Source organism: Nitrosarchaeum sp. (assembly GCF_025699065.1).
Lineage (GTDB): Archaea > Thermoproteota > Nitrososphaeria > Nitrososphaerales > Nitrosopumilaceae > Nitrosarchaeum.
In genome coordinates, this window is record NZ_JAILWF010000003.1 from 163,460 (window position 1) to 186,174 (window position 22,715).

The 22,715-nt window shown below is 33.6% G+C and carries 23 protein-coding genes; 11 read left to right on the forward strand and 12 right to left on the reverse strand.

Going from position 1 to position 22,715, the window contains the following annotated elements; all coding sequences use genetic code 11:
• Positions 1–58 precede the first annotated feature (58 nt).
• Positions 59–754: a phosphoglycolate phosphatase gene (locus tag K5782_RS04735; RefSeq protein WP_297464395.1), complete on the forward strand. Its 696-nt coding sequence runs from the start codon at positions 59–61 to the stop codon at positions 752–754.
• A gap of 2 nt (positions 755–756) precedes the next feature.
• A complete protein-coding gene (gene argS / locus K5782_RS04740) occupies positions 757–2,643 on the forward strand; it encodes an arginine--tRNA ligase (protein WP_297464398.1) in 1,887 nt (628 codons plus the stop codon).
• A 24-nt stretch (positions 2,644–2,667) separates the two neighbouring features.
• Here the strand turns inward: argS and K5782_RS04745 are convergent, their stop codons facing one another.
• Complete coding sequence (locus K5782_RS04745) at positions 2,668–2,805, reverse strand: hypothetical protein (protein WP_007550213.1); 138 nt, start codon at positions 2,803–2,805, stop codon at positions 2,668–2,670.
• 68 nt (positions 2,806–2,873) lie between these two features.
• On the reverse strand, positions 2,874–4,010 hold the full coding sequence (locus K5782_RS04750; RefSeq protein WP_297464400.1) for a hypothetical protein: 1,137 nt from the start codon (positions 4,008–4,010) through the stop codon (positions 2,874–2,876).
• Between the two features lie 105 nt (positions 4,011–4,115).
• Between K5782_RS04750 and K5782_RS04755 the strand changes: the two genes are divergently transcribed.
• The 3 genes from K5782_RS04755 to K5782_RS04765 all read left to right on the forward strand — a co-directional run bounded on the left by K5782_RS04755 (position 4,116) and on the right by K5782_RS04765 (position 7,249).
• Positions 4,116–4,964: a tRNA (adenine-N1)-methyltransferase gene (locus K5782_RS04755; protein WP_297464402.1), complete on the forward strand. Its 849-nt coding sequence runs from the start codon at positions 4,116–4,118 to the stop codon at positions 4,962–4,964.
• Between the two features lie 66 nt (positions 4,965–5,030).
• A complete protein-coding gene (locus K5782_RS04760) occupies positions 5,031–5,894 on the forward strand; it encodes an NAD(P)H-hydrate dehydratase (RefSeq protein WP_297464405.1) in 864 nt (287 codons plus the stop codon).
• A gap of 5 nt (positions 5,895–5,899) precedes the next feature.
• Positions 5,900–7,249 (forward strand): M20/M25/M40 family metallo-hydrolase, encoded by a 1,350-nt coding sequence (locus K5782_RS04765; RefSeq protein WP_297464631.1) that lies wholly within the window; start codon positions 5,900–5,902, stop codon positions 7,247–7,249.
• Here the strand turns inward: K5782_RS04765 and K5782_RS04770 are convergent.
• Positions 7,246–7,662: a DoxX family protein gene (locus tag K5782_RS04770; protein ID WP_297464406.1), complete on the reverse strand. Its 417-nt coding sequence runs from the start codon at positions 7,660–7,662 to the stop codon at positions 7,246–7,248. The genes K5782_RS04765 and K5782_RS04770 overlap by 4 nt on opposite strands.
• A gap of 96 nt (positions 7,663–7,758) precedes the next feature.
• On the opposite strand from K5782_RS04770, the gene K5782_RS04775 reads away from it, so the two are divergent.
• Positions 7,759–8,352 carry a proteasome subunit beta gene (locus K5782_RS04775; RefSeq protein WP_007550219.1) on the forward strand — a complete coding sequence of 198 codons (594 nt, stop codon included), beginning with the start codon at positions 7,759–7,761 and terminating at the stop codon, positions 8,350–8,352.
• A 229-nt stretch (positions 8,353–8,581) separates the two neighbouring features.
• Here the strand turns inward: K5782_RS04775 and K5782_RS04780 are convergent, their stop codons facing one another.
• The 5 genes from K5782_RS04780 to K5782_RS04800 form a co-directional block, all read right to left on the reverse strand.
• Positions 8,582–9,058, reverse strand: a complete 477-nt coding sequence (locus tag K5782_RS04780; protein ID WP_297464410.1) for a PUA domain-containing protein — start codon at positions 9,056–9,058, stop codon at positions 8,582–8,584.
• Positions 9,055–10,065: a homoserine dehydrogenase gene (locus K5782_RS04785; protein ID WP_297464412.1), complete on the reverse strand. Its 1,011-nt coding sequence runs from the start codon at positions 10,063–10,065 to the stop codon at positions 9,055–9,057. The genes K5782_RS04780 and K5782_RS04785 overlap by 4 nt, the downstream gene beginning before the upstream one ends.
• A 129-nt stretch (positions 10,066–10,194) precedes the next feature.
• On the reverse strand, positions 10,195–10,596 hold the full coding sequence (gene msrB / locus K5782_RS04790; protein WP_297464414.1) for a peptide-methionine (R)-S-oxide reductase MsrB: 402 nt from the start codon (positions 10,594–10,596) through the stop codon (positions 10,195–10,197).
• 35 nt (positions 10,597–10,631) lie between these two features.
• A complete protein-coding gene (locus K5782_RS04795) occupies positions 10,632–12,260 on the reverse strand; it encodes an FAD-dependent thymidylate synthase (RefSeq protein WP_297464416.1) in 1,629 nt (542 codons plus the stop codon).
• 20 nt (positions 12,261–12,280) lie between these two features.
• The gene (locus K5782_RS04800; protein WP_048110350.1) at positions 12,281–12,565 is read right to left on the reverse strand and encodes a hypothetical protein; all 285 of its coding nucleotides are present in this window, start codon (positions 12,563–12,565) and stop codon (positions 12,281–12,283) included.
• Positions 12,566–13,016: 451 nt separating this feature from the next.
• Here K5782_RS04800 and K5782_RS04805 point away from each other — a divergent pair, with 451 nt between their 5' ends.
• Positions 13,017–13,997, forward strand: a complete 981-nt coding sequence (locus tag K5782_RS04805) for a TerC/Alx family metal homeostasis membrane protein (protein WP_297464418.1) — start codon at positions 13,017–13,019, stop codon at positions 13,995–13,997.
• 151 nt (positions 13,998–14,148) lie between these two features.
• Positions 14,149–16,980 carry a fibronectin type III domain-containing protein gene (locus tag K5782_RS04810; RefSeq protein ID WP_297464420.1) on the forward strand — a complete coding sequence of 944 codons (2,832 nt, stop codon included), beginning with the start codon at positions 14,149–14,151 and terminating at the stop codon, positions 16,978–16,980.
• Positions 16,981–17,009: 29 nt separating this feature from the next.
• Here K5782_RS04810 and K5782_RS04815 read toward each other — a convergent pair whose 3' ends face one another.
• Entirely contained in the window at positions 17,010–17,135 is a 126-nt protein-coding gene (locus tag K5782_RS04815; RefSeq protein ID WP_297464422.1) for a hypothetical protein, read from the reverse strand.
• Between the two features lie 160 nt (positions 17,136–17,295).
• Positions 17,296–17,604 (reverse strand): hypothetical protein, encoded by a 309-nt coding sequence (locus K5782_RS04820; RefSeq protein WP_297464424.1) that lies wholly within the window; start codon positions 17,602–17,604, stop codon positions 17,296–17,298.
• Between the two features lie 187 nt (positions 17,605–17,791).
• Between K5782_RS04820 and K5782_RS04825 the strand changes: the two genes are divergently transcribed.
• Both K5782_RS04825 and acs read left to right on the forward strand, forming a co-directional pair.
• Entirely contained in the window at positions 17,792–18,625 is an 834-nt protein-coding gene (locus K5782_RS04825) for a CdvA-like protein (protein WP_297464425.1), read from the forward strand.
• A gap of 57 nt (positions 18,626–18,682) precedes the next feature.
• Positions 18,683–20,599 (forward strand): acetate--CoA ligase, encoded by a 1,917-nt coding sequence (gene acs, locus K5782_RS04830; protein ID WP_297464427.1) that lies wholly within the window; start codon positions 18,683–18,685, stop codon positions 20,597–20,599.
• Between the two features lie 2 nt (positions 20,600–20,601).
• On the opposite strand, the gene K5782_RS04835 is transcribed toward acs, so the two are convergent.
• Entirely contained in the window at positions 20,602–21,132 is a 531-nt protein-coding gene (locus K5782_RS04835; protein ID WP_297464430.1) for a PAS domain-containing protein, read from the reverse strand.
• Positions 21,133–21,320: 188 nt separating this feature from the next.
• Here K5782_RS04835 and K5782_RS04840 point away from each other — a divergent pair, with 188 nt between their 5' ends.
• Positions 21,321–21,623 (forward strand): hypothetical protein, encoded by a 303-nt coding sequence (locus tag K5782_RS04840; RefSeq protein ID WP_297464432.1) that lies wholly within the window; start codon positions 21,321–21,323, stop codon positions 21,621–21,623.
• Here K5782_RS04840 and fen read toward each other — a convergent pair.
• Complete coding sequence (gene fen, locus K5782_RS04845) at positions 21,620–22,645, reverse strand: flap endonuclease-1 (RefSeq protein WP_297464434.1); 1,026 nt, start codon at positions 22,643–22,645, stop codon at positions 21,620–21,622. The two genes, K5782_RS04840 and fen, sit on opposite strands and share 4 nt — an antisense overlap.
• Positions 22,646–22,715 lie beyond the last annotated feature (70 nt).

Here is a 22,715-nt window from a genome sequence, read left to right on the forward strand (position 1 = left end):
ATCTTGACCTAGTAAATAGAATCATAGCAAATATTATTCGGTTCTAAAAATCACTTATATGAAAACTAAAACATTTGCAGTGGACATTGATGGCACCATTACTGAAAATGGTGTAGGGAGAATTAATTTGGATGCTCTTGCCGCTTTAAGACATTTGACAAACATAGGTCATAATGTGATCTTTGTTACTGGAAGATCTTCTGTAGAGGCATATTTACTGTCTGTTTTTGGTGGTACTACAAAAATTGCTGTAGGTGAAAACGGTGGATGTATTACAGTTGACACAAATGAGCATATTTTACTTGGAAACATGCAACAATGCCAACACGCCCTTAACATTATTCAAAAAGAAATTGCTAACGTTTCAGAAAAACCTGTATTTCCTAGAATGACTGAAGTGGTATTGGAGCGAACCTTTGATTTAGAACTGGCAAAGCAAGTAGTATTGGAAAAAAAATTGGATGTTTTACTGTCAGATAGTCAATATGCATTTCATATCAATTCTATAGGAATTGACAAGGGTACTGGATTTCAAAATGTTATGAAACGATTATCTATTTCTCGTGATGATGTAATAGCTATAGGTGATAGTTCTACTGACATCCCTTTGTTCAAAATAGCAAAAACAAGCATAGCCTTGGGAAATTCATCGAAATTTGTAAAATCTCAGGCAACAATAACTACAAATGCTAAATCTGGAGATGGAGTTATAGAAGCATTAGATAAATTAGCACCCAAATTATCTGAGATATAGTATTGTCCTTCAAATCATTAATCGATGAAATTGAAAATAATCTTCATAAAATATTAGAAGATATGCAGATATCTGATATCCAATTTACTGTAGAGCCTGCAAAACCCGGTTTTGGAGATGTGAGTTCAAATATTTCATTTTTACTTGCCAAATCTCTAAAGAAAAGCCCAAAAGAGATCGCAAATTTGATGTCTGAAAAATATCGGCAATCTCAAAACATACTCGTATCAAAAGTTGAACCACATCCAACTGGGTATCTCAACTTTTTTGCTGATTGGGAAAAACTAAGCCAATTAATTTTGTCAGAATCTAATTTAGATGAGTTTGGATCTATAGATTTAGGTCATAATTCTTCAATCGTCGTAGAACATACTAGTGTAAACCCAAACAAAGCTCTACACATAGGTCATATTCGTAATATCGTCCTTGGTGATACTATTGCTAGAATTTTAAAAAAATCAAATTACAAAGTTAACGTTCTAAACTATGTTGATGATTCTGGCTTACAAGTAGCTGATATTATTGTAGGTTTTAAGCATCTTGGATTTGATCAAAAGTCTCCAACTGGAAAAAAGTTTGATCATTACTGTGGAGATGATGTTTATGTTAAAACTACTGAAAGATATGAACAAGATCCTAATTTTGAAGAGATTAGAAAAAACATTCTCAAAGAACTAGAAGACGGTGTATCTGAAACTGCTAAATTTGCTGATACAATAACAAGACGTGTTTTAGAAAATCAGCTTGAAACTTGTTGGAATTTAGGAGTTTATTATGACTGTCTTAATTTTGAATCTCAAATAATTCGTTCAGGATTATGGGGTAAGATATTTGAAAAACTCAAAGAAATGAAACTAGTAGAATTTGAAAGTGATGGTAAGAATGCCGGATGTTGGATTATTCGTGGTGAAAATAATGATGAAGACAAAGTAATCGTTAGAAGTAATGGAACTGCAACTTACATTGCAAAAGACATTCCATACGCTGCATGGAAATTGGGATTGATTGACGATCCATTTTCATACAAGAAATATGAAAAAACTCAACCTGGAAATAGAATACTTTGGCAAACAACCTTAACAGCAAGTACTGAGCCAAAACAAAACTTTACTGGTAATAAGGTGATCACTGTAATTGATTCAAGACAAGCCCGACTTCAAAAAATTATTACTGGATTGATGTCAAAATTCAAATCCACTGATGATGCATACGTTCATCTAGGTTACGAATCTGTGACTCTTAGTTCTGATACGGCACAAACTTTGGGATTAGATACTGATGGTAAGCAAGCTCAAATGTCTGGACGAAAAGGTCTCTATGTTAATGCTGATTCTGTTTATGACTTGTTAAAAAATAAAACAATTGAGGAAACCAAAAAAAGACATTCTGAAATGTCTGACTCTGAAATTGAACAAATTGCTCATTATGTTTCTGTTGGAACATTACGTTATGAAATGATTAAACAGGATCTTGATAAAATGATTACATTTGATTTAACAAAATCATTGAGCTTAGAAGGTGACACATCTCCGTACATCCAATATACTCACGCAAGAGCATCAAGAATAATTGAAAAATCTACTAGGAAGCCATCTATTGATGTTGACTTTTCTTTGTTAAATGATGCTTCTGAATTATCTTTAATCAAAATAATTGGTTTGTTTGAAATCTATGTGTTAGATGCTGCAAAAAATCTATCTCCAAAAGTTATTGCAAGATACTGTCATGATTTGGCAGTGGCGTTTAATTCCTTTTATGAGCATGTTAAAGTCCTTGAATTAGGTGATGAGAAACTAGAAATCTCTAGATTGTGTCTTGTACATTCATTTAAGATAACTTTGGAAAAAGCACTTGAATTGCTTGGCATTACAGCACCTGATAAAATGTGATTAAAAATTTAGTAAAAAAATGATTTAGTGGCTATGTCCACAGCCACAAGAATCATGACCTCCATGTCCTTCAGATGCTTGTCCTGCACATCTGGAACATTTGTCTGAGCCTGTTGGTGAGAAAAATCCTATCCCACATGATACGCATTTCATATTTGCCATAATGAATTCACAAAACTACTGTATTTATTGAATACGAATGACGTTTTTATCATATGTTTTGATTCTGATCATGGATTGATTGTGGTAGGAATTGAAAACGAGCTTACAAAATTACAACTATCTCCTTCATTTGTTGGTTCGGTAAGAGGTAAAAAGAATCTCAAGAAATAATCTCCAGGTTCACCATTAAATGAAAATTCACCTATCCAGCCTGTCTGTTCTCCGATCTCACCTATTGGTTGACTCGTAAACTCAAAAGAACCAAATTCATTTCCAGGATTCATTTGAATCAAATCATCTCCACTACTTGGAAATGAAAAATATTCTGCTACTGTAGTAATTACAGCTGGATTGATTTTCTTGTCTGGATCATATTTTTTGAACCATTTATTGGTAGCTGTAAACTCTTCATCAAAAAATATTGTTGATAGACTTTCTGGAGTTGAAAATCCTATCTTCATTGATGCATCATCATGAATTACTCCGTTAACACAGTCTCCGGTGATCTTAATCTTAACCTGTTTTGGTTTGTTTGCTTTATCTACATCAACTAATTTCAAATATACGTCTGGAACACCATCGAAGTTAAAATCACCCGTTCCTTCAAATTCTATCATTTTCATTTTTTTTACATTGGGATCTTTTAGTGACTGTCTAATTAGATCCCATGACTTTAGAAATTTTTTCATTGCTTTATCATAATCGCTATTGCTCAAGAATTCATCTCCTTCCTCAAAATTTTGTATTGCTTTATCTAGTTTTTTTAATCCCTTTTCACTCATAATTATTTCTTGAATGCTGATAATTGCATTATTTACTAATGCCTTATCGATTTCTGCAATTTTTAGATTGATCATAAAAATTTCATTTTTGATAATGGGTGATTCTTTTTTATCTTCTAAAATACTATCTAGTTTGTTAATCGAATTTTTATCTAAATTTAGAACTTTTTCTCCTTCTTTGATATTTAATTCTGAACCATTTTTCCAATATTTTTCATCAAGACTCTCGTTTATTTTTTCAATTGCATCATCGATATGTTTTTTAGATTTTTTAGAAATGGCATGGTTATTTTTTAAATCTTCTAAACTCTCTACAATGTTTTGTTTTTCTTGTTTTAGATCTAATCCATAAACATCATTATTCAAAGAATATGAAAATGAAATTAACATTATTGATAAGAAAACCACGATAGCTTTTTTCATTCTGTTTCTATGCTTTACCTCTTTTTAATGATTATCCCATTAGATACTCTCTTTTACTTTTAATTCAAGCAGTAGATTCTTATCTAAAATTTTCAGGAAAACTATATGGTAAAAATTAAGCAAAACTCTTACGTGTTGTTTTACTTTAACCACTCAAAAAAATGGCTTGTTAAAATTTCCAAAAAAGACTCACTTCATACTCATATAGGTGTGATAAAACATGCTGATGCTATTGGAAAAGAGTATGGCTCTAGACTAGTTACCAACAAAGACAAGTACGTCTATCTAATTGAACCCACAATGTATGACTATGTCATGAAAATTCAGCATGGCACACAAATAGTATATCCTAAAGATATTGGTTACATTATTGCAAGATCTGGTATTGGTAGCGGTCAAAAAATTCTAGAGATTGGTACTGGCAGCGGCTCGCTTACTTCTTTTATTGCAAGCATTGTAAAACCTAGGGGACATGTCTATACTTTTGACGTTGATGAAAACTTTATGAAAATAGCTGAAAAAAATATCAAAAAAGCAGGAATGTCAAAGTATGTTACTCAGCAAAAACTTGATTTGAAAACTTCAAAGAAACTTCCTGTCGAAGAAGCCGATGTGGCTTTGATTGATCTTGGGGATCCTTGGACTGTTCTGCCACAAGTTCGTAAAATGCTTAAAGGAAGTGGCGCTATCTTTGCAATTTGTCCTACTATGAATCAACTTGAAAAATTAACTATCGCTCTAGTTGAAAATGAATTTACTGACATTGAATCCACCGAACACATCATAAGAACAATCGAAGCACGTGAAGGAAAGACTAGACATTCATTCCAAGGTATTGGTCATACAACGTATTTATGTTATGCACGAAAGGCATTTTTTGGTAGAGGCTCAAAGAAGAAATCTGATTCTTTTGTTGAATCTGAGATTATCTCTGACGTTGAATCTGATGCTTAATCAACCTAATTTGCATATTTTTAGATTAAAACAAGATTTATTCCTCTATCTTTAGAATACTTGGTATTGGTTAGAAAATTAATTACTGCTACTCAAGTTAAAAAATTCATCCCTGCAAGAAAAGCAAAATCTCGTAAAGGTGATAATGGAACTGTTCTAGTTATTGGAGGCAGCTACATCTATCATGGTGCCCCAATCCTATCCTCAATTGCAGCATTACGATGTGGCGTTGATCTAGTATACACATCAGTTCCAAAAGTAAATGTACCTCCTACTAGAGCGATATCTCCAAATCTGATTGTAATTCCTCTAGTTGATCAAAAATTAACTCGAGGAGCTGTTAACAAACTTCTTGGTGCATTACCTCACAAATTAGATTCTGCAACAATTGGAATGGGGCTAGCAGTTCAAGAACGTGGATCTTTGTTGCTTTTGATAAAGTCTCTTTTAGATAGAGATGTTCGACTTTCATTGGATGCAAGTGCACTTGTTCCTGAAGTATTGCCACTATTATCTGACAAAAATGTTGTAGTGACTCCACATGCTGGTGAATTTAAGCGATTATTTGGGATTGCGCCACCTGATTCTAAAAAGGAAAGAATCAATCTAGTTGAAAAAAATGCTAAGGATAATGGAATTGTTGTGTTGCTTAAAGGCGCAACTGATATAATTTCTAATGGTACTACGACATATCTTAATGAGAAAAAAACTCCTGGAATGACTGTAGGTGGAACTGGAGATGTCTTGTCTGGATTGGTGGCTGGAATGCTTTCAAAGAATCGAAATGCATTAGAGTCTGCAGTTGCTGCAACTTTTATCAATGGATTGGCAGGCAAAGCAACTCAAAAGAAATTTGGGTTGCATATGACCTCCATGGATCTATTGGATGAGCTTGCAAATGCAATGAAACCCTTTGATAGAATTGTGTGAGTAAAATGAATGCCTTAAAACACATTGATAGTCATATGCCACGGTTAGTCTCTGAATTACAAACACTAATTCAGCAACCTAGTGTTTCTGCAAAAAATGAGGGAATTGAAGAATGTGCACAATTAGTCAAAAAAATACTAGAAAAATCTGGAATAAAATCTGAAATCTTGAGACTGAAAAATGTCGCACCATTGGTATATGGTGAAATAAAATCAAAGAAAAATCCAAACAAGACTTTAATGTTTTACAATCATTATGATGTTCAACCTGTAGAGCCATTTGATTTGTGGGATGATCCTCCATTTAGTGGAAAAATAAAAGGAAACAAAATTTTTGGAAGGGGTTCCTCTGATGATAAAGGCGAATTAATCACTAGAATAAAAGCTGTTGAAGCATCTCTAAAAACTACTGGTGACGTTCCATGCAATATTAAATTTGTAATCGAAGGTGAGGAAGAAACAGGAAGTGCACACATTGATGATTATCTAAAAAAATACCAAAAGAAATTTTCATGTGATGGTGTAATCTGGGAATTTGGCTATGTTGATTCACAAAATAGACCAATTATCGGTCTTGGGATGAAAGGATTATTGTACGTTGAATTGTCTGTAAAAGAATCAATTCGTGATGCTCATTCCAGTTTAGCAGTATTGATAAAAAATCCCGCATGGCGATTAATTGAGGCTGTTCAAACATTAAGAGATTCTGATGGAAAAATTCTCATTAAAGACTGGTATAAAGAAACAACCCCTCTATCTAAACAAGATTTGGCGATAATATCAAAAGAACCATTTGACGAACAATCTTTCAAAAAAGAATTTGGAGTGAAATCATTTGTAGGAAATCTAAAGGGACTGAATGCAAAAAAAGCCCTTGTTGGTGGAGCTACTTGCAATATCGCTGGATTTGTTTCAGGATATACGGGAGATGGTGCAAAAACAGTTCTTCCTGGTGCTGCTTTAGTGAAAATTGATTTTAGATTGGTTCCTAAAATGGATCCAGCAAAGCAAGTTCTTAGATTAAAAAAACACTTGAAATCAAAAGGATTTGGAGATATATCTGTCAAAATTTATCATGGTGAAGCTGCTGCCCGAACAAATCCTACTGATCCGTTTGTAACTAAAGTAAAAGAAGCAGCTGATCAATCCTTTGGAAAATCAATCATTAATGTTTCAAATGCTGGCACTGGTCCTATGCATTCTTTTGTAAATGTATTACATGCGCCATGCATCTCTATTGGCAGTACCTACATGTTTGCTCGTATACACTCTCCAAATGAATTTACTAGAATTGATTTACTGAAAAAAACTACAAAATGCATTTATCTTATTATGGAAAAATTTGGAAAAGACTAGTGTAAGCATCTGGGTAATTTTTTGATAACATGTGCCAGTGATACTCTTCCTGGGCCTGCTGTGATTATTAGTAATGCTCCTCCCAGTATGACTAGATCAATTGCATATCCTCCATTTCCTGTGAGGTTTGATGCTTCTTTTACTACAAATATAGCTCCAAGCATAATTATTGCAATCATTGATGCAGAAAGTCTGGTAAATACTCCTATGATTAGTAATATTCCTGAAATTAATTCTGCAAGTGCAATTGGGATCTGCATCTCTACTGGTATGCCAAGATTACCAAGCATTCCTGCAAATCCTGGATTAAATTTTCCAGATCCTTGTACGATGAAAACTACACCTATTGCGGCTCTAATCCCCCAATTTGTAATCTCATTTAGCTTTGTATTGTGAATACTGGATTCAGTCAACACGAAATTCTGTTTTTTACCATATAAAATATTTTATCCATATTTTGAATCAAAAAAGGAGAAAGCCCTTTATTATGCTGTGAAATCATTTGAATTATGTCTATGTACATGCCAGGAGCAACAGCTGTGGGAATTACTTTTAATGGCGGCATAGTTCTTGCAAGTGAAAAAAGGATCGCATTTGGTAACTTTCTTGTAAGCAAATCTTCAAAAAAGACATTTTCAATTACTTCAAAAGTTGGCGCTGCATGTGCTGGTCTAGTAGCTGATATGCAGATTTTAACATTACAAATTGCAGCACTTGCTAAAATTAGAAAAATGGAACTCAAAAGAGATGTTCCTCCAAACACTGTTGCTAAAATGATGTCAAATATGATGTATGAAAGACGATATTTTCCATTATTGACTCAGGTGATTGTTGGTGGTGTGGTTGACAAACCTATCTTGTATACATTAGATCCATTAGGATCTGTTCTCCCAGATGAATATGCTGCAGTTGGAACTGGTGCTGAAATGGCATTAGGTGTTTTAGATCCACAATTCAAACCAAATATGACTCAAGAAGAAGCAATTGATCTGGCAAAACGAGCTGTTAGATCTGCAGCACTTCGAGATTCTGCAAGTGGTGATGGACTTGATATACTCGTTGTTACAAAAGACGGTACTAAAGAATTCACTGAAAAAATCTAATTAAAAACACTCTAGTGATTTTGATTTCTAATTATTACTGTAAATTTACTTTAAAGTAAAAATATCTAGATTTCATTTGCCATATCAAAGTATTTCCATTCAAAAATTATGAGCAGTATCAATCATTGCAGTTGTACTTCAAACTCTGTCTGTCTATTTCACTATTCTCAAATCCATCCAACTTCTGTAAGAACTCACGAAGTTTTCAATATTAAAAGATCAAAATAGATTACTCGTAAATCGTTTTTCCAATTTCCCAAAACTTGTCTGATATGTAGTGCATATTTTTTATGACTTCCCCTTTTTCCATTTTTTCTAATTCTGCACTTGACACCAATGATTTTCCTACTGCAAGAAACTTGTGCTGTGATTCCTCAACGATACACACAATTTTTTCTTTTTCAAATTCATCATGTGTTTTGATTCCAGGTCTCATTACATTTGCTCCTTTGCACATGAATTTCACAGCTCCCATGTCTACTGTAACATGTGGAAATTTTTCAAGCGTCTGAGTTTCTGACAAAAATGGGAGATATTCGTCATTAATTTTTAAAATTTTTATTCCCTGACCCATAATTATTTGTGCATCATCTGCAATCTCGTGTACTTTGAGATTTTTTATTTTTGGAAACTCCATTCCCCATTTTTCTGTGACTGTTTTTAGAAGTGTAGCAGTTTCACTCTTTGAAATTAAGTTGGATTTCAAATTTTTACTATCTCTTGTCTGATGTCTAACAAATCTCTTAGGATAGAGCTTGCTGTTTCCATCCCTCCGGCCCCTTTTCCGATAATTGTTTGCGTGCCGGAATGCTCTGATGTGAATGCAATTGCATTTAGTGTTCCATTAACGCATAATGGATCATCTACTGAGACTTCTTTTGGTTCTACTATGAGTTCTTTGTTACATGAAGCAATTAGTTTTATGGCGCAATTATTTTTTCTAGCTTTTTTGATATCTTCTTCTGTAACATTACGAATTCCTTTACAATTGATATCTGGCATTGTTACTTTCATATCCATTACCCAGTTTGCAAGAATCACTAATTTCGCAGCTGCATCTAGTCCATCCAAATCTAGTGACTCATCTGCCTCCACATACCCTTTATCTTTGGCATCTTTTAGGGCAGTCTCAAATGATAGTCCATTTGCCATGTTAGTTAGGATGTAATTTGTTGTTCCGTTTAGTATTCCTGAAAATGAGCTGATTCTTTCCCCTCTAAGGCTATTTTTTGCATAATCTAAAATTGGCGTTCCTCCACCTACGGTTCCACTGAATTTGAAGATGACTTGATTGTAAATGGCTAATTCCATCAATGATGGAAATGCTAATGCTAATGGACCCTTGTTTACTGATATTACGTGCATACCTCTTTTCATTGCTGTTACTATGTGTGTCATTCCAGGTTCTGCATCTTTGTAATTACTTGCAGTAGTTTCTATGACTACATCTGCATCCAAGTTTTTGATCATGTCTATTCCCGACATGTTGTTTTTTGTATCTGCATAATTTTTTACCGTTCCCGTTTTTTTCTTTACTTCGATTAATTTCTCTAATTCTAATCCTGACTTATCTACTGCACTACCTTTGCTATCAAATACCCCAACTACTCTTGGTTTTAATCCGTATTCTGCATAAAGATCCTCTGATCTTGAATCAAATAATTTTACTAAACTTTGACCAACAACCCCAAATCCACAGAGTATTATTCTCAAACCCTTTCATTCCTTCTTGATTTATTATTGTAATTCATTTCTTTGATTTTCTTATCATTAATTGTGTTTTATTAATAATTTTTGTATGTTTTCAATCTGTGCTTGGTGGTGCCTGATATTGAAGTATTCTTAACCATCTTTTTTCTCAAGATCAAGTGAAATCGAGTTAATACAGTATCTGAGATTGGTTGGTTTAGGACCATCATCAAAAACATGACCTAGATGTGCACCACACTTTTTACAGTTTACTTCAGTCCGTACCATTCCGTAAGCATTATCTGATATGTATTCTATTTTTTCATCTGAAAGCGGTTTCCAAAAACTTGGCCATCCAGAACCTGAATCATACTTTGTTTCAGATGTGAATAGTGGTTCTCCACAACAAACGCATTTGTAAGTTCCTTTCTCCTTGTTTTTGTAATATTTTCCTGAAAAAGGTGGCTCAGTTCCTTTGTTGATACAAACTTCAAATTGGTCTGGTGTCAGTACTTCTTTCCATTCTTGTGGTGTTTTTTCAATTTTCTCTGCCATGATTCTCTCTCTTTTTGATTATATTAGAATATTTTCTATTTTTTAAACTTCTTTCTTTTTTCTTCAGTTCTTTTTTCTGATTCAAATCTCTCCAAATCATATTCTTTTAAATCCACAAATCTCATTATCTTGCTTAAATTTGGATGCACTTTGTTTATCTCTTTGAACATTTGTTGTGCAACTTGTCTATAGTCAATATGTCCTTGTGGCACTGTTCTTAATTCAATTAAATGACAAGCTTCTCTGAGATTAAATTTCATAAAATACGGATAATTATATGCAAAGTTTACAACGTACTGTCCTTGCTCTGGGTATTTTTTTCTGATTTTATCAAATGCGTGTTTTGTCTTATTCATGCATTCCTGATAGTCTTTTTCAATTCCTAAGACTTTGATCTCATTTGGAGTGTTATATCCATGATCTGTTGTTAGTAATTGTCTTTCTAGTGTCAATGCTCTATGTCTATGAAAATCTCTGAACATTCCAAAGTTATTTAGTAAATCAAATGTATAATATATGCTCTCAAATGCTCTGGATGGTCTATGACGTCTATTTTTTCTCAATTTTGCAAATGATTCGATTATCTTTATTTTTTTAGTTTGCGATAATTTTTTTACTTGTTGCATTATGTTAAGATATGATGTACTTGGAGATTGCTCATAGATTATACTGGTAATGATTTTGTCTATGGCTGTTTTTTCTGATTCGTAATCTACTAACTGTGTTTTAACTCCTGAAATTATTTTTGGCTTGATTTCTTTTGCTATGTCTTTAGATGTTTTTTTCAAATCTTGAATGTAACTTTGGAATGCTTTACCGTATTTGTCATCAGCTCTTTTTACAAAAGCCTTGATTGTAACATCTAGTTCTTTTTTGATTTTTGAGGCTAAATTTTGCTCTTCTTCAAGTTCTGATGCCCCAAGTATTGTGAGGAGGTATTCAAAAGCACGACCATTTCCTGTAATTCCCACGTTTGTTAAAGTTGATGCAGGTAAAAGACCACGTAGAATGTCTAATGCTTTTGCTTTTGTTGAACCATTGTAAATCATATTTGCAGATTTGATGTCTTTTTCTTCTTTTAGTTTAGAGAATCCTTTTTCTTTTCCATCTTTTGAATCTTTGAAAGTATATTTTTCAATTGGATATTTTTCTCGTATGTATTTTATCATTGGTTCGATGTTTTTTGAATATGTATCAAATGAAAAATTACATGTCTCTAAATACAAATCAGCAAATTTAGAGTTCATTAGTTGTGAATCTTTATAGAATCTGTATTCTCCGTTAACTTTTTTATTCCATGCTACGTATCTTGATGATTTTTCTAAATATGATAACCCTATTCTTCTATCTTCAATTTTTTTAACTGCAATGTTGGATAGACCTTCAATTGCAATTTGGGCTTCTCCTAGTTCTGCTACAGAATCATCTCCATATTCTAACAATACTCGATTGTAAAATTCTTCACCTCTGTTCTCATTTTGTAAAAATTCATCTAAGAAAATTCTGCGCATATTTTTGTCTGTTCTACTATATCTTGACATTAATGCGCCACGATCTACCTGTCTTGGTGTGATTATTGCAAAAACATTTTCGTCAGTGTTTGAAAAATGCTCTGATAGAATCTTTTTTTCATTACTTGAAAATTCTGACAATATAGTTGTCATTATTTCCAATTATTAATAGTCTATTTCTTTTTTCCAATTTGAATTAGATCGGGTGCTTTATTTTTCTCTTGTCCTTTTGATTGCCACCTTAGCAATACTTCTTTGAATGCATTGGCATCTCCTTCATTTTCTGTATACATTAGTGCAGTTACCCATCTGCCTTTTCCTGCCTTTCCACCTACAGAATTCATCCAAAAATTACTTGGTAATGTCTCCATCAGTTTGTTAGATGGGTCTTTTGTTACCTCTAACCATCTTTGTCCTACGAAATTCAAAATTTGTTCTAATTCTTCTTTTTGGATCATGATGTTTTTCATATAATGCTAAATTTTAAAATTTCTAAAGTTTTTCCTCTTTTGTTTTCTTTTACTAAAATTATGTGGATTTAGGCATGAAACTGCTGATTTGTATGTGTGATGTCATGATTAAAAATATGATTGGATCTTAAGACCAAAAACGATTAGTTGTTTGGTGAGAGTTCCAATTATTGTTTTTTTGATGATTTAGTATTTAGATCATACTGATAATTTCTACGCGAGTCTTTTATTCCAATTTGGGATATTCTTGTTATTAGATGGGTTGAGGTTTTTTCGACCATTACCTCACACCATCTAGTTTTAACCGATTAGAAGATTCATGCCCTTCTAATCTCTTTATTGCTAATGTATTTCTAAGTTGTAACTCTAGTGACTCTGATGGTATAAAGAATAATTTTCAAGATTAGTTTATAATTATGCCCAAATCAGAGCTATCAATTTGCCAATAGAATCTGGTATAGTTACACTTGAACTGTGGGTTATCTTTTTTGCAATTCTTTCAGTAACTATTGCAATTGATCTTGGATTGATTCATAAAATAAAAAGAAGATTGACTAAAGCATCATCATCTGAATTAGAACATGTAATGTCTACCAAAGAGGCACTTGGTTGGACTATTACTTGGATTTCACTTGCAGGAATTTTTGCAGGAATGATCTATTTTGCACTTGGTAATGATAAGATGATTGAATTTGTAACTGGCTATGCACTAGAAAAGTCTCTTAGTGTAGATAACATGTTTGTATTTTTACTAGTTTTCACTACTCTTGGAATTCCTCATAAATATCAGCATAGAGTCCTCTCTGTTGGCATTCTCAGTGCAATTGTAATGAGAATTGCACTAATTCTGGTTGGTGCATCTTTGCTAGATAATTTCCATTGGATGATCTATATTTTTGGTGGATTGCTTTGGTTTACATCAATTAGAATGATCCTTCAAAAAGAAGAGAAAAAAATTGAACTTGAAAAAAACATTGCAGTCAGAATTTTAAAAAAATTCATGCCTGTTAACCTAAACTTGGTTGGCAACAAATTCCTTGTATCTATCAACGGTGTAATGCATGCCACTCCATTGTTAGTGGCACTTGCAATAATTGAGTTGACTGATTTGGTATTTGCAATGGACTCTATTCCTGCTGTCTTGGCAATTACTCGAGATCCATTCATAGTAATAACGTCAAATGTATTCGCTATCTTGGGTTTAAGGGCACTTTACTTTTTAATTGGTGGTATGATGGAACGATTCCATTATCTAAAACCTGGATTAATCGTTCTTTTGATATTTATTGGAACTAAGATGATAATCTCAGAATTCTATCATATTGAAACTGTGACTTCTTTGATTATTGTATTTGTCATTCTTGTAACTGTAATGGTTGCTTCATTACTAAAAAAACCAAAAACTACAAAATCTGAATAATTCATGAATTATTTGTGTTGTATGTTAAATGTTAACCTGAATTGATCAAATGTTAACCTGAATTGATCAAATGTTAACCTGAATTGATCAAATGGGTAGTGAAATTTATTATCTTATTTATTAAATTTGAATTCAATTGGATAAGTGTACTTTGAATAGAAAATCATCAGTTGGTCTATGTTTTGGTGTATTGTTGCTAATTAGCATTGTATCAATACAAATGGCATATGCTGAACCTACATTTTCTTTTAAATTTGGTACTTTTGGAACTGCAAATAATCAACTAAAGAATCCACATGATGTTGATGTAAGTAGTGATGGTAAATCTATCTACGTTACAGATACCGATAATCACAGAATTGTTGTATTTGATGACGATGGAGATTATGATTACAAATTTGGTACCTTTTGTAATATGACTTCAATTCAAAACTGTAATGACGACGCAGATGGAGCAGACAGCGATGGCGATGGACAATTTAACAATCCATTTGGTGGAGTTTTGGATGGGATTGGAAATTTCTTTGTTGTTGATTCTGATAATGAACGAGTTCAAAGATTTGATGACGGCGATGGTCAATTTGAATCAAAATTTGGTTCTTCTGATAATGCAAAACCGGAGTATCTAGGCTCTGCACAAGGAATTGCTATACAAAAGTCTACAAAGAAGATTTTTGTATCTAGTATTGAAACCGATTCCATATCGGTGTTTGATTCTTCAGGGACTTTTGTAATTAATTTTAAAACATTCAACGGTACTCAAACTCTAACGAATCCATCACATATGATAATTGATGATAGTGAAGAGACTCTATATGTTTCTGATACTGGTAATGACAGAATTGTAGCATTCAAACTTGTTACAGGAACAACATGTCCTGCAGGTACTACTAAAGCTGTAGATGGGATTTGCTATATCAAAAAGTTTGGATCTGCAGGTACATCTGACGGTAAATTTGATTCCCCTTCAGGTCTAGCAATTGATTCTGCAAATGATTTACTTTATGTTGCAGATACTGACAATAACCGAATCCAAATATTCAAACTAACTACTGATACAACTTGTGCTAGTGGTACAAGTAAAGTTGTCGATGGTGTATGTTTTGTAGAAAAGTTTGGCTCTTTGGGTACATCTGACGGTAAATTCGATTCTCCATTGGGACTCGCATTAGATACTACACATAATTTACTTTATGTTGCAGATACTGACAACAGTAGAATTCAGGCATTTACACTTGTATCTGCTTCTCAAACTCCTAACCCTCCAAAGAATTTGAAAACATCTCCAGTTTCTCCAACATCTGTTTTATTGACTTGGGAAGAACCAGTTTTATCTACTGGTGCTCCTGCAGTTACTGGTTACAAAATTGAATACAAAACAGCAACTACTGCATATGCTGTTTTAATAGCAGATACCAAAAGTACTTCAACATCATTTCTTCATGAAGGTCTAGATTCTAGTAATACTTACACTTATCAAATATATGCAATAAACTCTAAAGGAACAAGTACTCCTTCTTCTAGTTCATCAGTAAAACCTGCGGAAACTACTACTCCAAGTGGATTGCTTGCAACTGCAATTTCTCCAAATCAAATTAGACTTTCATGGCAAGCTCCATCAAACACATTTGGACAGAGCATTGGTGGGTATACAATTCAACGCGTAGTTGGACCCGATGTCTATGATGATATTGGTTCAACAAACAGTAAAACAACTACATACACTGTTAATAACTTAACAACTGATAAATCATATTCATTTGTAGTTCGAGCAAATATTGGATATGGTGTTACAGAACCATCAAATACTGCATCTGCTACTCCTAAAACAACTTCTGTTGATGTTCCTCAAACCCAAACATCTTCTAATTCTGCTGTAATACAAATTTCTTCACCTCCAATAAAATTAACTGCAACAAGTACTTCATCTACTCAGATTAATTTGTCATGGAGTCCACCTTCATCTATTGGAAATACTCCAATTACTGGTTACAAAATTGAAATGAAAAAAGATTCTGGTTCTTACTCTGTTTTGGTAGCAAATACAAACAGTACATCCACTACATACTCTCATACAAATCTTACAACAAATTCAAAATACACATACAAAGTATATGCGATAAATAATGCTGGTACAAGTACTGCGTCTAATGAAGTTACTACAATTCCGACAACTACTTTGAAAATAAATCCTTTAGGTAAGTTGACGATAGATGAAGGTAAATTACTATCTTTTGCTGTAAAGTTAACTGATCCATCTATGAGTGGTATGGTGTTTAGTTTAGAGAAGAATCCCCCTGCAGGAGCTTCAATTAATCAAAACAACGGAATGTTTAGTTGGACTCCAAATGATACACAGGGTGGAAAAGCATACATCTTTGATATAGTTGCAAATCTAGGCTCGTTAAGTGATAGACAATCTATTACAATTACCGTCAATGATTCTATCAAAAAATCTGATCCTGTCAAAGAGCCAGTCAAAGAACCTGAACCAACAAATGAGGAGCCTACTGATGAACCTACTAAACCAAAGATAGCCCCATTTGTTGATCCTGAAAGAGATCCACAATCCTATGTTGATAGATACAACAATGAACCAAGTTACAAAAAATGGTTTGATAATAATTTCCCAGAATACTCTTCCATTTATGAGGCAGTTGGATTAGATACGCCAAAAGGTTTAGCTCCGTTTGTTGATACTTCAAAAGATCCACAATCCTATGTTGATAGATACAACAATGAACCAAGTTACAAAAAATGGTTTGATAATAATTTCCCAGAATACTCTTCCATTTATGAGGCAGTTGGATTAGACAAACCAAAAATTGACACACCAAAAACCGATGAACCAAAAACTGACACACCAAAAACTGATGAACCGAAATTTGGAATATGTGGACCTGGAACAAAACTAATTGATGGCATATGTACTATTGTCGATATGCCAAAACCAAAACTAAAGCCTTGGTGGCAATTCTGGTAGACTTTATTAAAATATTTTAATTTTAACTTTTATACGTGAATTTTTGGATTTGACAAAAATACTGCATACTGTTGTAATTTGTATTTCATGAAGAAATTTGCTTTTGCTCTTGGATAGTTTTTGCTTACATAGTCTTTAATTTCTGGTAAGCTCATTTTTGCTAATTTATAAAATTCCGAATTATATTGAGAAGGTTGTATTGTGATACTCATCAAATTATGTTTTGCTATTTTGTTTTTCCAAAGATGAATCAAAAATTGTTCTAATCTTTGTTAGTTTTCTCAAACCCTTGAAAGATTTTATCAGCAAATGATGTCAGTTCTCATAAATCTGCCTCTTAATATCAGAAATATGTTCATTAAAAATTTCAATTCCTGCATCAAACAATTTCATTGTATTTTCAACAGTGCCTGGTTGATTTTCATCGATTCTTTTGTTTGTTAGATATTGACCCGAATCATGAATGTATTTTTGAAGAACCATACCCAAAATACATTCATGCATGTTTTTAATATCCCACTGTTCTTTTGTTGAATTTACCAAATTGAAATATTTTGGAATTTGACTAGTCGCTATCTGTAGCAAATTTTCAAGTTCTCTGATATCTTCAATGCTCAGTTTCATCTTACAATTAACCTGATTTGATCTTTCAAATTAATAGTTTTGATTATTTGAAAAATAACTTTTTTATGAGGCTATTTTTTTATTTTTTGTAAAAAATCATGGTATAATTTCAGCTCAAAATAATCTTACCAAAACTAGTAACCTTTCTCACACTTTCCCGGTTATACGAATCTCTAAACCACTACACATGACACACGACGATATCGATATCATCGGTAAAAACGTCAAAGACATGTACGGAACATTCATGGGTAAGGTCATTGGAACAATAACTGACATTGATGGAAGCATCCAATCAGTTGGCGTTGACTGCGGTGCTCAAGGATTACAGCAAATCGCATATGAGCAACTTGTAGTTCAAGGCAGTGTTGTTATATTCATTCCAAAATGGAGACTAGACTCACAAAGACTTCTACGCGAAAAACAACTAACACTGCGTCGTCTAAAGGCCTTGATTGATATTGTTTCTGAAAATGATGACATGAAAGAAGATGCCGAAATAATTCATGAAAAATACAAGTCAAAACTTGAATCATTGGATGAATTGGAAAACCAGATCAAATCAAAGCTAGATGCAAGACAAGCAGCGCTAGAGGAACAGCTAAAGTCTACAAAGATGTTGTTATTTGATGCAAAAGTACAATACAAGAGCAACGAAATCTCAGAGAATACATTTGAGACCGTGAAATCATGTGCTACGGAACTAATTGAGCATGTAACTCACGAATCTGCCGAAATCTCAAACGTAAAGAGAAGAATTGCTGATCTTGATGCAGAAGTAATAACTGTGACGACACCTCCAAAAAAAGAAATCCAAGAATCCGCCGTTTCATATCTGGGCAATTCTGAACAAGAGCAACTAGTTCAGAGCATACTTCCAGAAGCACCAACAGATCCAGTCATTCATTCAGAAGCAACACGTGCTGATGAAACCGAATCACATCTGCCGACACCTCCCAAAGAGGTCAAAAAAGAGACATCACACTATGACGACTGGCTAGCTAGAATGGAAGCATCTTAACTTTTTTTAAATTATTTTTCTTTAACATTTACAAGTCTGAATCTCTATGCTATTTTGATGTCCGAATTTAATATCGGTCTTGGAAATAATGATACTCAAACAAGAAAAGATGCCTCTTTAGATTTTGTTTCCTTTTGGGATAAACAGGCCAAAAATCTTAGTTGGTTTTCCAGTTGGGACAAAACATTGGACTGGAACCCTCCATTCGCTAAATGGTTTGTAGGAGGTACAATTAACGCATCATACAACGCCCTTGACATTCATCAGAAAAACAAGGCTGAAAAACCTGCTATATTGTGGGAAGGCGAGAATGGTGATTCACGTGTTCTTACTTACAACGATATCTGGATTCAAGTCCAAAAACTTGCAAACGTCCTCAAATCACTCGGTGTAAAGAAAGGTGATAGAGTAACTATCTATCTTCCAATGATTCCAGAATTGCCAATATCGATGCTTGCATGTGCAAGAATAGGGGCAACTCATACTGTTATATTTTCTGGATTTAGTGCAGCAGCAATTAAAGATAGGATTGAAGATTCAAAATCAAAAATAGTAATTACTGCTGATGGTGGATATCGACGTGGAAATGTAATTAAACTCAAAGAAGTAATAGATGATGCAATTAGTGATCTTGATTTTGTTCAAAACGTAATTGTAGTTGAAAGAACAAAAAGTAAAATCAATCTTTCTTCAAAAGACAAGCTTTGGAATCAATTAATGGAAAATTCATCTTATGTATTTCCTGCAGAAAAATTAGACAGTGCTCATCCTCTTTACATTTTGTATACCTCTGGAACAACAGGAAAACCAAAAGGTGTGCTCCATGGAACTGGAGGTTATCTGACCCACTTACATTCTACATTCAAGTGGGCATTTGACATTAAAGATTCTGATGTATTTTTTTGTACAGCTGATATTGGTTGGGTCACAGGACACAGCTATGTTGTTTATGGTCCACTTTTACATGGTGCAACAGAAGTAATGTATGAGGGTGCGCCAGATTTTCCAGATGCCTCACGAATGTGGGATATAATTGAAAAATACAAAGTTACTATTTTTTACACAACACCTACTGCACTTCGAATGTTTATGAAATTTGGAAACGACATTCCAAATTCATTTGATCTCTCATCTCTTAGACTTTTAGGAAGTGTCGGTGAACCAATTAATCCTGAAGTATGGAGATGGTATTTCAAAGTAATTGGAAAAGAAAAATGCCCGATAATTGACACTTGGTGGCAAACTGAAACTGGTGGGATGTTGATTTCTGCTTTGCCTGGGTTGGAGACAATTCCACTAAAGCCAGGCTCTGGAACTCTGCCTATTCCAGGATTACAAATATCTGTAGTCGATGAGTCTGGAAATGACGTACCTGCAAACACCAAGGGATATTTGCTAATCAAAAACCCTTGGCCTGGAATGCTTTTGACTTTGTGGGGGGATGATAAGAAATATCGTGATGTGTATTGGTCAAAATACAAAAATTGTTACTATCCTGGTGACTATGCACTAAAAGATTCAGATGGTTACTTTTGGCTACTTGGTAGAGCAGACGATGTCCTCAAAGTATCTGGTCACAGAATAGGGACTGCTGAGCTTGAAAGCTGTCTTGTATCTCATAATGATGTTGCAGAATCAGCTGTCTGTGGAATCCCAGATGAGATCAAAGGCGAAATCATAATTGCATTTGTAGTTTTAAAACAAAATATAACAAAAGATACCGCCATTTTAGAAAAAGAATTATCTACAAAAATAAGAAATGATATTGGTGCAATTGCTACTCCGCAACAAATCTATTTTGTATCAAAATTGCCAAAAACTCGTAGTGGTAAAATTATGCGAAGACTGCTAAAGGCAATAGCAAACAAAGAGACTATCGGTGATGTCAGTACTTTGGAAGACGGAGCTGCAGTATCTGAAATTCAATCTGCATTTGATGAAATACAAAAATCAATTCAAAATAAAACAAAATAATTTTATTTTTTTAACGATCTTAAATCAGTTGTTACTAACATATCAAACATTTTCCTTAAGCCATCATATTCTGATTTAGAATTTTCATCTAAATTGTTGTATTCGCTTTTTTTAATCTCATCAAGCTTTTCTTTAGCTTCTTTAAAGTAATCCTCAAACTCTTTAATTTTTTTATCATTTAATTCTGTAAGATCAAAAATTACAGTATTACTTCCAAGCAAGTTTTTCTTCTCATCATAAAGACTCACTGCATGCAATATGCCTGGGAATGTGCTTCCATCTTGCTTCTTAAAGGTAATTTCTCTATCTGTGACATTACCTGTCTCAAACCATGTTTTTAGCGAGTTGTTCATTGCTTCCCATGCGTCTTTAGGCACGTGTTCAAATATCGTTCTGCCTAGAATCTCTGTCTTTGCGTAGCCTAATTTACTAGCATAAGTTGAATTGCAATCAAGAATAATTCCGATGGAGTTGATTCGTCTCCACATTATTGGGGCGTCCTTGAGAATTTTTCTTGCTTCTGTCTGTGGCATTTTTTATTTTACCTTTGACTAGTTATTAAATTGAAATCTTGTCAAATAACATCTGCTGACTTTTTAATATTGAATTATGATGTGTTTTGAAGATCAATCTACCTAGACTCTAGTATGAATTCCATTTCTAAAAATCAAATGTGATATTATTGTACTTTCTTTTTATGTAATATCTGTATAATTAATTCATGTCAGCAATAGGTGGAAACACAAAGAAAACATCAAAGAACAACTCGATCTTTATTGTTGGTGGTATTATTGCAGCTGGCGCTCTGTTACTATTTGCATATCTGATGTGGTATGTGGCTCCCGCAGAAAACATGGAGCTAGTTAGAATTGTTGCAGTAACCGGGTCAGGTTGTATTGCAGAAACATCAGATGGATTTGCAGTAAATATTGGTGAATGTAGGGGAGAGCCAAATCAGTATGTTATGGCACCAGTAGATAAGAAAGTTAGAGAACGTGCAGCATTAATGAATCCTACAACTTAGCTAAACCACTGATCTAAATTATGACTCTTTTTTTCTAGTGATTTTTTTAGTCGGTTTAAAGAAGATTGAATTCTGTCTTCAGAAAAACTTCTCTCTTTGACTAGATAGTTTGTCATTCCTTCATAGTCTACTTTTCCAAAGACTATCTCATCTACATCTGTTACAATTGGCTCAAGAAATATTTTGCGAATCTTCTCATACTCAATTGTTTGTAGTTGCTCTTGAATTTGTGGAATGTCTTCAAGTCTTGAATACTGTTTTATCATTTTTAATGCAGTTTTTGGTCCTATCCTGTCAAATCCATTTGGATTAAAATCAGTACCAATTAAAATTCCAATATCTACTATTTGCTCTCTGGTAATTTCTAATGCCTCTAGGGTTTTTTGAGTCTCGATAATCTCTGGCTCGATTTCCACATACGTGTTTCTGTTTGGAATCTTTCTTCTTCCGCTGTTTGTAAAATTTCTAATTAACCTCTTTGCACCACAAAGTATGGAATCAAAGTCTTGACTTGCAGAGGCATAAGCTTGTCCAGTATTTGTTAGATGGGCCGCAGTTGCTTCTCCTTCAGATGCTGCATCAATGTATGGAATTCCAAAGTATGATAAAATTTGTTTTGATTCCTTAACCATCCCATCTTTCATGCTAGTTGTTTGCTGCGCAAACTTTCTTGCATCTTCTAAATTTCCCTCTGCAATTGCTTTTTCATATTTTATTGTAGCATCTTTTTTGATCTGCTTTCTTCTTTCAATCTCTGCAGTTTTCAATGACGGTGGCTTTCCATCAAATACATAAACTGGTTTTATCCCTAATGATAAAAAATTGATATTTCTATAAAGTAATCCGCTAAGATGACTAGTTATCCTGCCCTCAGAATCTGATAACTGTAATCCATCTGGACCCCTAATGCTTGCCAAGAACTGATAAATTGCATTATACGCGTCAATTGCTATTACTTTTGATGAAAATGATTCTAGAGTTGTTTTCTCTCTTACTACTAACTCTTTGAGGTTTAATCCCATTAATTGTTGTTGATTTTTGAGCTATTTTGTCTTTATCGTTTGAATTGCAGATCGTAATAACTGCAATTGG